Source organism: Cytobacillus firmus DS1 (assembly GCF_000565285.1).
Classification (GTDB): Bacteria; Bacillota; Bacilli; order Bacillales; family Cytobacillaceae; genus Cytobacillus; species Cytobacillus firmus_A.
Genome location: NZ_APVL01000003.1, coordinates 107,928 through 122,336 on the forward strand (window position 1 = coordinate 107,928; position 14,409 = coordinate 122,336).

The window sequence follows — 14,409 nt, forward strand, 5'->3', positions numbered from 1 at the left end:
AGCCGCTCATTCTTCGTTAATTAATGATCAAGAACTTTCCCTGAACTGATTTGTTCATTTTTGTTTTCATCAATACCATATTTCCGGTCAATCGCATCTCCCATTTTTGCATTAACAAACAGCAGAATGATAAACGTCAGTACAGCCCCCTGTGCGCCCATAAAGTAATGGAATGGGAATCCGTTAATAGTAATATCGCTCAATGGTTCTGCAAAAAAGACCACTCCAAAAGAGGCAAGAAAGCCAATAGCAAAATAAATGATCATATTCCGAGTCTTTTCGCGGAAATAACTGTCCGCTACTTTTTTATCGATTTTCTTCAAAACTCCACCCCCGGTAAAAATGATAATCAAATTTTGATGAACAGATTTTATTGGCCCGGAATCACTCCTTAATTCTGATATGTGCAGCTGAATCGCTGCTATTTTACCGGATCCATTATCCGGACAAAACCATTACCTTAAACTGAAAATAAATTTGACTGTATCCATGAAAGGTGCGGGAACAAGAATGATTTGAACGAGGAAGTAAGCAAAGATTGATAGAAATGGGACTGCCAGGAAGATTGGCCTTTTCTTCCTTAGAGCAAGAAAGAGACATATCCCTGTAATGATCATCATGGACAGTAACGGAAGCAATTTGGTTTCCCCCTTTTTAGAAAGCGCTGTCATTTCTCCGCTTTCCGTTTATGTTTCAAGATGGGCAATTAATTCGTTTTCTGATTTCATTTAATTTTAAGAAAATTCATACTTCATTATGTACAAAAATCATTTCCAGGTCAAGTACATGCTGGGAAAATCTATAAATTTTTTTGAAGAATTTAGTCAATTCCTTAATATATAAGGGTTTTAGTCAGCAAAATTGGATGGAGGAAACTTTAGGGCATTAGAGGAAAACACTATAGTAATAATGAAAACTGCCAGAAAAAAAGAGCCTATCCGGCTCCTTTAGTCCAATTCTTTTATGATCAGCGTAATTGCCTCCTGCAGATCTGCATCTGACCAGCTTGCCATGCCTTTTTTACTGGCAGCCGCCAGTGCATGGGATGCAGGTATGTGCACAAAACCAGCCGGTAATTCAGTGTTTGTCGATTTTAGCAGGTGAAGCACGGAATACATAACATTGTTGCATAGATAAGTCCCCGCTGTGTTTGAGATTGCTGCAGGATATCCCGCTTCCTTAAGTCTATTAACCATCCGCCGGATCGGCAGGGTGGAGAAATAGCCATCGGGACCATTTTCTTCTATCAATTTGTCTTCAGGTGCGACTCCGCTATTATCCGGCTCGCCATCCTGGCAATTGATCGCGATTCTCTCAGGAGTGATGGCTGTCCGTCCGGCAGCCAACCCGAGAGAAATCACTGCGTCCGGCCTTTTCCCGGCTACTTCCTTTACTATTTTCTTTGGTGCAAGATTAAAATCAACCGGCAGCAGATGCCCTATGATTTCATAGTTTCCAACCGTTTTGCCATCTAATGCATTCACAATCTTTTCCGTCGGATTAATTGGAAAATCAAGAAAAGGTTCAAATCCGGTTAACAGCAGCTTCTTCATGTCTTCTCCCCCTGCATAACACTTCGTTTTTCGAAATATTATACAGGATAATGACGGAATTGTCGAAAAAATAGTGATTCGACAAAATTCGGGTGGTGCCTGTCACCAAAAAAGAGCCTGCCATTTCGGCAGACTCTCTATGATTATGCGTCAGTTGATTCAGTTGCAGTGTCTTCTTCAATCTGGTCGTCAGTTTGACCTTCATCTTCAGAAGATCCAGCTGGGTCTTCTTCTGTATCAGCAGACTCGTCTTCTTCTGTATTTCCGGCATTTTCATCTTCAGCACCAGATTCTTCAGAAGAACCTTCGCCTTCACTTGCACCGGACTCTTCAGCGGACTTGTCCTCAGAAGGAGCTGTTTCATCGTTTTCTTCAGTTGCACCGCTGTTTTCTTCAGCATCTGCTTTGTCAGCTGTGTCCAGCTCCTGTAAAGAGCTTAACGGTTTATTGAAGAAATCAAGCGGATTGACCGGCGTTCCATCTTTGCGGATTTCAAAGTGTACATGTACGCCTGCTTCTTCATTAAACAAGCTTTCGCCTGCCTTTGCAAGGACATCACCTTGTTCTACCTCGTCGCCAACCTCAACATTCATCTCTGTAACAGATTGATATTGTGTTACAATTCCTTTGTCATGCTCAACTTCAATGACATTGCCCAACAGTGAATCTTCTTCTACCTTGGTAATTTTTCCGCTTAATGCAGCAAGGACATCAAATGTTTCCCCATCCTTAGTGGCAATATCAATACCTGTGTTCGGATGGTATGTGTTATTGTAAAATACTAGAGCAGCTTCCTGTTCTTCAGCCTTGCCGTCATAGTCGTAGAATTGTTTTTGAATGACAGCTGAGTCTGGGTCTTTGACAGGCATTACGAAGTTTTCCATTGCCCGGTTAACTTCCAATGCTGGCTCGTCGTACTTTTTGCCGGTAATATCAGTGGCTTCATAATCATAGCTGTCAGTATCTGTAGCGTTGTCGCTAGTCTGGTACCAAAGTACACCGGTTAGAATGATTGCTGCACTTGCAATGTAGATTGCTGGGAATGCCCACCGCTTTTTCATAAAGCGTTTAAAGCTGGAATCTTGAGAAGATCGTTTCTTTTCTTCCTCTCTCATTTATCATCACCTCAGCAATCAGTCTGAACAGATTGAGAGGATTATATACATTTCTCAAAAAAAATTTTTTGGTCTTATTTTTCGACAAACGTTTTTGGATTATGCATGATCTGAGAAAAAATTTTTAAAAGGAGTTACTGAATGATGGTTAAGTGGTTACTACGTGTACTGCCATTCCTGTATATGGCGCTAATTTGGGGCCTGTCCAGCATGCCTGCTGATGCTGTGGTGGAGCTGCCTGATTTGGCGGTGGACCGGTTTATAAAAGAATCTATGCATCTGATTGAGTTTGGTATTTTATATGTTCTTCTGGTTCTGGCAGCGCTGACTGCAGGTAAGCTGACGCCGGGAGTGAATATTCTTTTGGCTAGTTTTGCGTGCTTCTACGGAATCCTCGATGAGATCCACCAATCATTTGTACCGTACCGGTCTGCAACTGTGATTGACGCTGTTAAGGATATTACCGGTGTGGCGGTGTGCTGGTATTTTATCAGCAGGGCTCTTTTTTATGGGCGATTTAAACGGCTTGGAGATTCCTTGTTATTATTAAGGCGTCTTTGAATTGTGCCCGTTGATTTCCGCTGCGGGCACTTGCTTTCCGCGGGGAGGAACAGAGCTCTCGGCTTCGCTTGTGAGGTCTCCCGCTCCCTCTCCTCCCGCAGGACATTGTATATGCTTCCTCGAATGAACACCGCACGAAGGAAATGCGTTAGCATTTTCGAGGATCAAGTGCCCTCCGCTCCAAATCAACTCAGTAGATCATACCAGCCAAAACATACAGAAAGAGCTGATTCCAACAATCAGCTCTTTCATTTATTTTTTAGCCGTTACTTTCGTCAGCAATTGGTCAGACGCTGCAATTTCCACCCCTTTATAATAGTGGGCAACGATTTCTTTGTAGCTTTTTCCTTCAGCTGCCATGCCATTTGCGCCGTATTGGCTCATACCGACCCCATGGCCGTAGCCCTGGGTGTTGATAATGATGTTGTCACCTTTGCGTTCCCAGGTAAAGTCTGTTGATTTAAGGCCCAGTTTCTCTCTGATGTCTTTTCCGCTGACTACTTTCCCGTTAATATCCACTTTTGAAACCCTCTGGCCGGCTGTTCGCTCAGTCACTGTGCCGATGGTGCTGTCATTTGGAAGCTTTACACCCAATTTCCTTTCAAAATCCTGAACAGTGAATACCTCTCTGCCGTTAAACTTAGGAGACTGAAGGTCCCATTTGCTTTCTACACTTTTTAAATAAGGAACGGAATTTGGCCAGATGGCTTCGGAATTTTCGGTAAAGCCATTGCTTGTTGAAAAGAAGGAGGCTGTTATCGGTGAGCCGTCAAAGGTGAGAATCTGGCCTCTTGTTGAGTTCACTGCCTCTTTAACCTTTTGAATTTTCCATTTGTAATCAGGTCCCCAAATTTGCTTAAGTTCACTTTCACTTTTATAAACCTGGTGGGTTACGGTATCATACACTAATGCCCCTTCAGGAAGTTCCACGCTATCTTTGTTCATCATTTGTTTCACAATAAATGTTCTTGCTGCCAATGCCTGCGCCTTTAAAGCTTCTTCTTCAAATTCGGCCGGCATTTCCGATGCTACCACTCCGACAATATAATCTTCAAGCGGTACCGTCTCCAGCTTTTTCTGTGCAAGGCGGTAGACCCCTACCTCTATGGCTGGCCCTTGAGGAATTTCTGCCGCCGTCTCTTTCTTGGCATCAGTCTTGAGCTCCTCACCAAGCTTTCCGCTGACATTTCCTTCTGTAAAAGGAATTACAAGCAGGGAAGGAACGATGAGCGTGACGGCAAACAACAGTGCGGCTAGTACGATGAAAGGTTTGAATTTTGTCATGTTTTAAGCCTCCATAGCAAATAAATAATTCGAACTCAATTCATGTTTATGGCTATGGACAAGCTAATATGACAACTTAATGAACAGGAATGTGAATTATGCAATCTAAGCTTTACTGCCCCGGATAAATTCGATAAAAGCTTTTGAAACTGAGAGATCCATTGAACTTTCATTAAATACAAGCCATGTTTTCCGGTAAAGCTTTTCACCCTTATAGCTCAATTCCCATGTGTTTAAATCTTTGCAGCCTTTAAGGCAAATTTCCGGCAGAATTCCATAACCCAGCCCATTCAGAACCATTTCACGGCATGTATCAATAATATCTACTTCCATTGTAATAGCCGGAGGAAGGTTGAAGTTTTCCTTCCACCAAAGATCGATTATATTTTTTAAGGATGGGTCCGTGTTATACTCTATTCTTGGCAGAAATGGAAGCTGTTCTAAATTGACTTTATCCTTTGAAACAAGGAAAATTCTCTCTTCATCTATTAACATTTTTGGCCCCTTCCAATCATAAGGGTCACGGACAATGCCAATATTCGCCTTTTCTTTATGAATCATTTGGATGACCTCATAGCTGAAGCCGGTTTTTAACTTCAAGTCTACCTGTGGATATTGAATTAGAAATGCAGCCAGTATTTCAGGCAATCTATATCTGGCATACGTTTGCGAGACGCCAAGCCTTAATGTTCCTCTTACTTCCCCTTCCATGCTGCTGAGAAAATCCTTCGTTTCTCTTAGCTGATGAATCATCCTATTGGCATATTCCACTAAATATTCCCCTTCGGATGTAAAATCCACTCCTCTCTTTCTGCGTGATAGGATTTTTACAGCAAATTCTTTTTCCAGCTGTTGAATCCTATATGTTAAGGAAGGCTGCGAGATATACAACTGTTCCGCAGCTTTCGTAATATTTCGTTCTTTATGGATCGTCTGCAGGATGAGCCAATCTTTTTCGTCCATTTCAGCCTCCATTGAAATAGAAATTTTTTATCGTTAACAATAAAATATCAATATTTCATTTATTTTACCATTCCCCCTACAATAAAGTTATAAATAGTAAACATCCGTCGGGAGGAACTTAAAATGGCTAAATATGATGTAGTAGTGGTGGGAGCCGGCAATGCGGCACTATGTGCGGCAATTTCGGCAAAGGAGTATGGTGCAAGCGTCCTGGTTCTTGAAAAAGGTCCTGAACATAAGCGCGGAGGCAATTCTTATTTTACAGATGGGGCCATCCGTTTTGCTTATAACGATTTAAGCGATATCAGAAGAATCATGCCATCATTGACAGATGAAGAAGCCGGTAACATTGTTATGCCGGAGTACAGTGATTCTGACTATTATAATGATTTAATGAGGGTGACGGAAGGCCAGAGCCATAAGGAGCTGGCAAATCAGCTTGTTTCAAAGTCTTATGAAACAATCGTCTGGATGAAGGAGCAGGGTGTTGAATTTGAACTGAATTATGATAATCAATCATTTAAAAAGGATGATAAAATTCACTTCTGGGGCGGCCTTCCTGTTAAAACGAAGGAAAAAGGAATTGGCTTAATGAAGGCACTTTTCCAGCGTGCCAAGGAAGCAGGCATTGATATATGGTATGAGGCTCAGGCAACAAAGCTATTGACGGAAGACAGCAGAATCACTGGCGCAGTTGTTAAGCAAAGAGAGAAAGAACTTACCGTAGAGGCAAACAGTGTCGTGCTTGCATGTGGAAGCTTTGAAGCCAATAAAGAAATGCGCTCCAGGAATTTAGGATCTGAGTGGGAAGCAGCTGCTGTCCGGGGCACAGAATTCAATACAGGTGACGGAATCAATATGGCGATTGAGGCTGGAGCCGAAACATTTGGAGAATGGTCAGGATGCCACTCCATTGGTACAGACTATAATGTTCCAAAGGTCGGGGATTTCACAAAGCCAGGCGATATCTTCAAGAAGCATTCATACCCGCTGGGAATCATGTTAAATAAAGAAGGATACCGCTTTGTGGATGAAGGGGCCGATTTCAGGAACTATACCTATGCGAAATATGGACGGGAAATTTTAAAACAGCCTGGACATGTTGCTTACCAGATCTTTGATAGCCAAGTGAGACCTCTTCTGCGCAAAGAATATAATCTGGAGGAAGCAACTGTTTACCAGGCAGACACACTTGAGGAATTAGCTGAACTGATCCCTGTTGAAAAAGAACAGTTTCTAAAGACGATTCACGAGTATAATGATGCTGTTCAAGATGGTGATTATAATCCGTCTGTCAAAGATGGAAAATCAACATCAGGCATCACTCCTGAAAAAACAAACTGGGCACTGCGGGCTGAGAAAGGACCCTTCTATGCCTTCCCGGTTACATGCGGAATTACCTTTGCATTTGGCGGACTACATGTAAATACAGATGGAGAGGTACTAAATAAAGAACAGACCCCCATTCCAGGGCTTTTTGCAGCAGGAGAGATGGTTGGCGGAATCTTTTATAAAAACTATCCAGGCGGATCAGGTTTAATGTCCGGTGCCGTTTATGGCAAAGTCGCCGGATCTCAGGCTGCATCCTTCGCAGTGAATCAATCCAGGGCTTCAATTAAATAAACAACATGGCGTGCTCAGGTTATGAGCACGCCATTTATTTTTCAACCTGCCTCATCCCTGCCAATAAAATGCGAACGCTCCTAAAATAACCCCGATCCAAATCAAGAAAGAAACAGCACCTGCTTTAAGCAAATCTCTCTCACTAAAATGGCCATATGAATAACTGATTAAATGGACAGGTGATTGTGTGATAAAGAAGAAGCCTGGAATACCTGCCAAAAGCACTGCCTTCACCAGGTTCATGGCAGGGAAGCCGGTTAATACATCCCCCAGAGAAATAACTAAAGGGAGCATAATGGCCAGGAAACCTAAGACATTCACAAACATAATCCTCATCAATGAAGTTAATAGAATTAGGATCAAAGCAGTCATAAACGGAGTCTTCAGGGCAAGGATTTGGGTAAGATACTTTACCAGCAAATCGATGGTGCCTGTACTTAACAGCATGCCTGATACCATGAGCGTAGAAGCAAAGAACAGAACGATATCCCAATTAATCGATATTCTTGCCCGCTCCCATTCCCAGACTCCGATTCCCGGGAATATGGTCAAACAAGCGCCCAAAAGTCCAATGAGGGGAATTGAGTATCCATGCATACTTTGTGTGATCCATAGAGCAAGTGTAACGCCCATAATCGCAAGCATTTTCTTTTCTCTTGCACTGATCTTTCCCAGTTCACTGATTTTGGCTTCAAGCAGACACAGCAAATGTTCTTTGTTTATTTTTTCCGGCGGAAACATGATGATGAATGCAAGACCGAGCAGCACGGCAAAAATCGCAATTGGCACTCCAAAAGTAAGAGTCCATTGCAGATAATCAATATGATTGCCGCTATCGGACAAAAGACTGTAAGCATAGATCGTTGAACTTGCTCCTGTTGCAACAAAAGCCCCTGTAATCGGAATCAGATAGGTGATGCCGATGAACAAGGCTTTCGCCAGATTGCTCGATTCGTCCATTGACTTTAAGCTTCTGATCAGACTATCAAATACGGAGGAAATTAAGCTTGCTTTGCCAACATTAGATGGTACAAGGACCGATAAAATAAAGACAAGGAAAAACGAGATGAAGACAAGCACCTTGCCCGCACCGCGAGAGCATTTCAAAATCATTAAGGAAAGCCTGTCGGCTAAACCAGTATCGATAAAGGCCCTTGAGATGATAAATGTCGAAACCAGCAGCCAGACCACATCAGAGGCGATATAGGCCAGCACCTCTTCATAAGTAAAAAAATGAAAGGAAAACATCAGCATGACTAATAGTGAACTGTAGGCCAGGGGAAATACGTTTCCGACCCATAATAGCTGGATGATCACAAGCGCTATGAGAGACTGTACTTTTATATCCCATTGCATCGGAAGGATAAAAAAGAAAAGATACAGCGCGATTGCTATCAACATTAGAATTTTTTTGTTCATAATGTTACTCCTTCGGGGTAAACAGGAAAATCCACCATTGTTTTGGTGGATTTTCCTGGACTCATATTAAGCGGAGATAGCTTCTTTATCACCATTTCTGCTTCTCTTCTTGAACCTATTGATCACAATTGGATAGAACAAAGATAGTACAGTCAGTACGATCAGTGTAATCGATATGCCAGAAGAGAAGAAAATACTTAAGCTGCCGTTAGATGAAGTCAGGGCCATCCGGAAATTCTGCTCCATATCCCCGCCTACAATAATTGCCAGCACCAGCGGGGCAATTGGGAAGTCCATTATTTTCATGAAAAGCCCAATTACGCCAAAAAGAAGCAGAAGGAAATAGTCAACGGTGCTGTAGCTGAGTGTGTATGTGCCTATAAACGCCAGCATGATGATAAGCGGATACAGGACCTTAGCTGGTGTATCCAGGATTTTCACCAATAAGCCGACAAGGAGAATATTGATGATGACCAGTGCGATATTTCCAATAAACATGCTGTTGATCAGGGCCCATACCATTCCAGGATCATTTTCAAAAAGCAATGGCCCCGGCCTCACTCCCAGCATGATAAGAGCTCCCAGCATAACCGCAGTCGTGCCTGAACCCGGAATTCCCATGGTCAAAAGCGGAATCATTGCCCCAACAGAAGCAGCATTATTGGATGATTCCGGAGCTGCAAGTCCCTCAACAGCACCTTCACCGAACTCCTCTGGCTTCTTTGATAGCTGCTTTTCGGAGGAATAACTCATCATGGAAGCAATTGAACCTCCCGCTCCGGGCAGGACACCAACAATAAAGCCTAATGGAGCACTGCGGAGTATCGGCCACTTCGACCTTTTCCATTGTTCCTTGGTAAACCAGATTCTGCCGACCTTTTTCTTTTCTTTTTTTACCTTATCAATTGTTAAAAAGTTATAAAAAACTTCTCCTACTGCATAAACACCGATAATAACAATAAGGAATTCAATTCCTTCACTTAAATGAGGAATATCCATTGTAAAACGGTGCACACCCGTCTGGGGATCAATTCCAATAGTACTAATCAGCAGACCCAGCGCCATGGCAATGAAGCCTTTCACCATTTTACCGATTGAAAGTGATACAATTGCCGATAACGTTAAAAGCATTAATAGGAAATATTCTGATGGGCCAAATTTTAAAGCAAAGTTTGCCAGCGGTTTTGCCAAAAAGATAAAACCAAAGACCGCCAGTACACCGCCGATAAAGGAAGCCACTGCGGAGATGGCCATTGCCTCTCCTGCCTGTCCCTTTTGAGCCATCGGATATCCGTCAAAGGTGGCCGCGATTGCAGATCCATCGCCCGGTGTATTGAGGAGAATCGAACTTCTTGAGCCGCCATACATGGCACCATAATAGATGGCTGCCATTAAAATGATCGCACTTGTCGGGTCCATCCCAAAAGTAATGGGTATTAGCACCGCTACAGCTGTAGCTGGCCCCAGGCCTGGGAGCATGCCGACGATGGTGCCTAAAAACCCGCCAATTACTACCCAAAAGATATTCATTGGCTGTAAAACGATCTGGAACCCCTGCAAGAAAGCATCCATACTAACTTCTCACCTCCATAATTTATGGTAAACTCACTCCCAATAATTCACTAAATCCGTACCAGGTTATAAACGAAAATGAAATCGTGACAATAATATTAGCCTTCCACTTCTTCCATCCATTCACATAGAACAGCAGACATCCCAGAAAAAGAATGGTTGAAATCAGAAATCCAAAAGGTTCGAAAATAAAAGCGTAAATCACTCCCAAGGCGATGGTTACTGCTATTAATTTCAATGTTCTCCCCTCAAAAAGCCCCTGGATTTTCCCATTACGTTCATGCAGGGTTTTTAATTCGTTAATGAGATAAATGATGCTAAGTACCAGCATGAAAATACTTAATCCTATCGGAAAATACAAAGGTCCGTTTGGGTTTCCGAGATTTGCCCTTGGAATGGCGAATGAGCTGATTAAAAAGACGCTGGCAATGATGATCATTAACAAAGGCATTCCTATTTTGACAGCTTTCATCCCAATCGCTCCTTTACTTAACCAATCCGGAATCATTGATCAGATCTTTATATAACTTCTCCTGTTCATCAAAAAACGCTTTGGTTTCTTCACTATTTTGATAGAAGTCATCCCAGTCATTATTTTCAAGCAGCTTCTTCCATTCATCCGTTTTAACCATTTCCGTTAACTTCTCATCCCAATATTTAATTTCTTCTTCAGTCATGTCAGGCGGGCCCATAATTCCTCTCCAGTGTGGAAAGACCATGTCTATTCCTTCTTCCTGGAGTGTAGGCACATCTTCGAGCTCTTCCAATGTCTGATCAGAGGATACAGTCAAGATTCTAAGCTTTCCTGCCAAATGCTGATCCTTAACCTCTGATAACGATGTGGTTACAACATCTACATGGTTCCCCATCAAAGCGGTAACCACATCTCCCCCGCCTCCATCATAAACAAGGAAATTCAAGTCTGCAGGGGTAATTCCCTTCATGTCAGCAACCTGTACAAAGGCTAGATGGTCATCATTTCCTAATCCAGGGCCAACTCCAATTTTAATAGACTTTGGATCCTTCTTGATCTGTTCCATTAGGTCATTGATGGATTTATATGGAGAATCAACCGAAACGGCTATTGCCTGCCATTCAGTGGCAAGAGTTGCTAACGGAGTAAAGTCTTTGTGTGTCAGCTTGCTTTGTCCCAGTAAATTATTCGTCAGGAGCAAACTCGAATTTACTGCAAGGTTATGAGAGTCTTTGCTGTGCAAGTAGTTCCAGCCCACCTCACCGCCGCCTCCCGGCTTATTAATGACATTTACATTACTCTTAACTAGTTTGTTATCTTTTAAGATTTTCTGTACGGATCGGGCAGTCAAATCCCATCCGCCACCCGGAGATGCAGGGGCTACAATCTCAATGTTCTTCGAAGGGTAATCTGCACTGTTAGATGCTTTACCTGATGAACATGCCGCCAGCAATAATACAGATAATAGTAATATTCCAATTTTTTTCATGGTTTCCACTCCTTTTAAGTTATTTATTCTGAATTTATAATAAATTCTAAGCAAATCAATGTAAACGTTTACAAAAAATTGTCCATATAAACCTTTGTATGCATTTTGTTCATTATGTTCATTTGTTCATTGGTTCACATAACTATAAAAAGAAAAAGCCCTGATCATTAGGACTTTTCCTCATCCTTCCTTTATGTAATAATTCCGTTCCGGCCGTCCTACTATCCCATACTCCTGCTCCACATACGCTTTATTGGCACTTACCAAGTATTCCAGATACCTTCTCGCCGTAGTCCGGGATGCACCCATTTTTTCGCCAACTTTGTCAGCGGACATGCCTTTCGTTTCCTTCTTTAGTATTTTGCTTACTTTGTTTAAGGTAAGATAGTCAATTCCCGCAGGCAAATCAAGTTTATCTTCTTTCACCTTGCGGCTTCCAAATAACCGGTCAATGGCATCCTGATTCACTTCCACTATTGAGTCCAGAATCTGCTTATCATGTCTATATTTCTCAAGTGTTCCGACAAACGTCTCCATTGTTACCGGCTTAATCAAATAGTTATGGACGCCAAACTTCATAGCTTTCTGCAAATATTCTTTTTCTCTGGCAGCTGATATCAAAATAACATCCAGTGCGGGAAACTTTTCACGGATTTCCAGCAGCAGATCTGTTCCTAATTTATCCGGCATATATATATCCAGCAGCAGTAAATCCACTTGATGGACGTTCAATAGATTCATGGTTTCCCCTGCATTTAAGGCCTTCCCGATTAGCTTCATGCCCTTAACCCTTGATAGAAATTCTTCATGGATTTGCGCAATCCGGAAATCATCCTCAGCAATTAGCACATTGATTACCCCACTCAAATTCCCCCTTTATTAAGAGATAATCATTTTGGCAAGTAGACAGAAAACACCGTACCATTTTCTTCATTACTGTCAAATTCAATCATTCCGCCTAATGAGCGTGCTTCATCGTTTACATTTCCAAGACCATATCCTCTATGTTTTCCCTTGGAAGAAAAACCGGTTTGAAAAATAAATGGCTTATCCTCTTCCTTAATCCCCTTGCCATTGTCATTGATTTCAAAAATAATGTCATTTCCGATATCTGTCACAAAAAAATGAACCATCTTTTCTTCTTTTTCTGCAACGGCATCAAATGCATTATTTATGAGATTCCCCAAAATAATGATCAGGGAAGATAGCTTGAATTTTTCCGGAAGGGATTCCAGCGAGCTTTCTGGATCAATAACAAAATTTATTTTCTTTTCCGACGCCTGCGCCATTTTCCCTAATATAATGGCCTGGACTTTTTCATCCTTTATTTTCGATAATAACAAATCTTCCTCAATCGAATGGATATGGGCCTCATTTTTAATAAACTTAATCGCTTCCTCTTTCCTATTCAGCTGAAGAAGGCCGAGAATGGCATACAGCTTATTGGTGAATTCATGAGCTTGAGCTCTCAGGTCATCGGAATACTGCCTAACCTCTGATAGGGCATCAATCATATGCTTGATCTCTGTCCGATCACGGAAGCTTCCGACCATCCCTTTCTTTTGTTCTTCTTCAATAATCGGCTCAGTACTGACAATCATAATTTTATCTTTGTATTGTATTTCAACATTCATTTGTTTTTCATTGTTTGAAAGGATCCTTAACATTTCTGAGGAACCAATTACATCAGTTAAGGGCCGCCCTTCTGCCTGTGCCTCAATATCCAGCATATGCTGTGCAGACGAGTTCATCATGGTAATAGCTCCTTGTTCATCCACTGCAATAATTCCTTCCCGCACCGATTGCAGGATCGCATTTCTTTCTCTGAACAAAGCGGCAATTTCATATGGCTCCAGATTGAGGGTATCTTTACGAATACTGTTGGCCAAAAGGAAGCTTCCAAAAATCCCAATGATTAAGATCAATATGGAGGCCTTAAGAATCTTTGCGATATCATCCCAAATAGAAAGGTATATCGCATCCATTTCATATAAAACAACGACTGTACCCTCGACTTTTTTATATGGTCCATAATCCACCAAAACCGGGGCAATCGCTTTAAGCACCTTTCTGCCGTTTTCCGTTGTCTGGAGAACGTAATAGCTCCCATAAGTAAGCGCTTTATCAATATTGTCATTGTTCAGCATTTTATATAAACCCTGCTCATCTGTTGAAGCAATCAGCCTCCCATCACGGCCCTGAAAAAATACAGTCATGGGCTTGGATTGATATTTAATCTGGTCCATCAATATATTGATATTTTCATGTTCGCCGCCATGCCGGAAGAAATCTTGCAGGGCAGGCATATAAGACAGGGTCTTGGCCGTTTCCAAGGATATTTCCCTGGCTTTTACCACATCATCAGCCTGCTTCATATAAATAAATAAGCCTGATAAAGAAGTGATGATGAATATAATCAGCATGAGGACCAGTCCCAGAATTTTCACCTTCAATGAAACCTTTAGGAATTTTTTCATGATATCTTCATCAGCTGTTCACTATTCCCCATCTTTTTCTACTATATTAGTATAAATATTCAAAATTATCCATGAATCCTTCTTACTAGTCGGCCAATAAGAAAAACGCGAGCGCCTTCGGAACCAAAAGCGCTTGTTCCTGTCAAGAACATCCAAGAAAGCTTTCCCTAGGTGCTCACCCGACAAGCACAAGATGAGCCTCTCGGAAAGGCCTTCTTTTCCTTTTTTGGGAGGCTCGGCTTGGTGCTAGACAATTATCAACGTTCATCATGAATTAAAAAACCGCAGAATCGATTTGTCAGTCCTCTGACAGCTCGATTCTGCGGTATCAGTTTGAAATGCGCGCAAGGCGACTATTTTGACGACTCTTAAAAGCCGC

General features: G+C 42.0%; 14 protein-coding genes. 2 read left to right on the forward strand and 12 right to left on the reverse strand.

The window, feature by feature from the left end; translation table 11 throughout:
* Nucleotides 1-20: 20 nt before the first annotated feature.
* From PBF_RS04910 to PBF_RS04925, 4 genes are all read right to left on the reverse strand, one after another.
* Nucleotides 21-323, reverse strand: a complete 303-nt coding sequence (locus PBF_RS04910; protein ID WP_035328377.1) for a DUF4212 domain-containing protein — start codon at nt 321-323, stop codon at nt 21-23.
* Between the two features lie 132 nt (nt 324-455).
* Nucleotides 456-638 (reverse strand): hypothetical protein, encoded by a 183-nt coding sequence (locus PBF_RS04915; RefSeq protein ID WP_035327835.1) that lies wholly within the window; start codon nt 636-638, stop codon nt 456-458.
* A gap of 309 nt (nt 639-947) precedes the next feature.
* The gene (locus PBF_RS04920; RefSeq protein WP_035327844.1) at nt 948-1,553 is read right to left on the reverse strand and encodes a pyroglutamyl-peptidase I; all 606 of its coding nucleotides are present in this window, start codon (nt 1,551-1,553) and stop codon (nt 948-950) included.
* A gap of 143 nt (nt 1,554-1,696) precedes the next feature.
* On the reverse strand, nt 1,697-2,668 hold the full coding sequence (locus tag PBF_RS04925) for a M23 family metallopeptidase (protein ID WP_035327846.1): 972 nt from the start codon (nt 2,666-2,668) through the stop codon (nt 1,697-1,699).
* Nucleotides 2,669-2,812: 144 nt separating this feature from the next.
* Between PBF_RS04925 and PBF_RS04930 the strand changes: the two genes are divergently transcribed.
* On the forward strand, nt 2,813-3,229 hold the full coding sequence (locus tag PBF_RS04930; RefSeq protein WP_035328380.1) for a VanZ family protein: 417 nt from the start codon (nt 2,813-2,815) through the stop codon (nt 3,227-3,229).
* 252 nt (nt 3,230-3,481) lie between these two features.
* Here PBF_RS04930 and spoIID read toward each other — a convergent pair whose 3' ends face one another.
* Both spoIID and PBF_RS04945 read right to left on the reverse strand, forming a co-directional pair.
* Nucleotides 3,482-4,513 carry a stage II sporulation protein D gene (gene spoIID, locus PBF_RS04940; protein ID WP_035327855.1) on the reverse strand — a complete coding sequence of 344 codons (1,032 nt, stop codon included), beginning with the start codon at nt 4,511-4,513 and terminating at the stop codon, nt 3,482-3,484.
* 105 nt (nt 4,514-4,618) lie between these two features.
* The gene (locus PBF_RS04945) at nt 4,619-5,476 is read right to left on the reverse strand and encodes a LysR family transcriptional regulator (RefSeq protein WP_035327858.1); all 858 of its coding nucleotides are present in this window, start codon (nt 5,474-5,476) and stop codon (nt 4,619-4,621) included.
* A gap of 123 nt (nt 5,477-5,599) precedes the next feature.
* On the opposite strand from PBF_RS04945, the gene tcuA reads away from it, so the two are divergent.
* Nucleotides 5,600-7,099, forward strand: a complete 1,500-nt coding sequence (gene tcuA, locus PBF_RS04950) for an FAD-dependent tricarballylate dehydrogenase TcuA (protein ID WP_035327861.1) — start codon at nt 5,600-5,602, stop codon at nt 7,097-7,099.
* A 51-nt stretch (nt 7,100-7,150) separates the two neighbouring features.
* Here the strand turns inward: tcuA and PBF_RS04955 are convergent, their stop codons facing one another.
* From PBF_RS04955 to PBF_RS04980, 6 genes are all read right to left on the reverse strand, one after another.
* Nucleotides 7,151-8,518 carry an SLC13 family permease gene (locus PBF_RS04955; RefSeq protein ID WP_035327863.1) on the reverse strand — a complete coding sequence of 456 codons (1,368 nt, stop codon included), beginning with the start codon at nt 8,516-8,518 and terminating at the stop codon, nt 7,151-7,153.
* A 66-nt stretch (nt 8,519-8,584) separates the two neighbouring features.
* Nucleotides 8,585-10,090 (reverse strand): tripartite tricarboxylate transporter permease, encoded by a 1,506-nt coding sequence (locus PBF_RS04960; RefSeq protein WP_035327864.1) that lies wholly within the window; start codon nt 10,088-10,090, stop codon nt 8,585-8,587.
* Between the two features lie 22 nt (nt 10,091-10,112).
* Entirely contained in the window at nt 10,113-10,562 is a 450-nt protein-coding gene (locus PBF_RS04965; RefSeq protein WP_035328383.1) for a tripartite tricarboxylate transporter TctB family protein, read from the reverse strand.
* A 13-nt stretch (nt 10,563-10,575) separates the two neighbouring features.
* On the reverse strand, nt 10,576-11,553 hold the full coding sequence (locus PBF_RS04970; protein WP_035327866.1) for a tripartite tricarboxylate transporter substrate binding protein: 978 nt from the start codon (nt 11,551-11,553) through the stop codon (nt 10,576-10,578).
* 180 nt (nt 11,554-11,733) lie between these two features.
* Complete coding sequence (locus tag PBF_RS04975) at nt 11,734-12,420, reverse strand: response regulator (RefSeq protein WP_035327869.1); 687 nt, start codon at nt 12,418-12,420, stop codon at nt 11,734-11,736.
* 23 nt (nt 12,421-12,443) lie between these two features.
* Nucleotides 12,444-14,030 carry a sensor histidine kinase gene (locus PBF_RS04980; RefSeq protein ID WP_035327872.1) on the reverse strand — a complete coding sequence of 529 codons (1,587 nt, stop codon included), beginning with the start codon at nt 14,028-14,030 and terminating at the stop codon, nt 12,444-12,446.
* Nucleotides 14,031-14,409 lie beyond the last annotated feature (379 nt).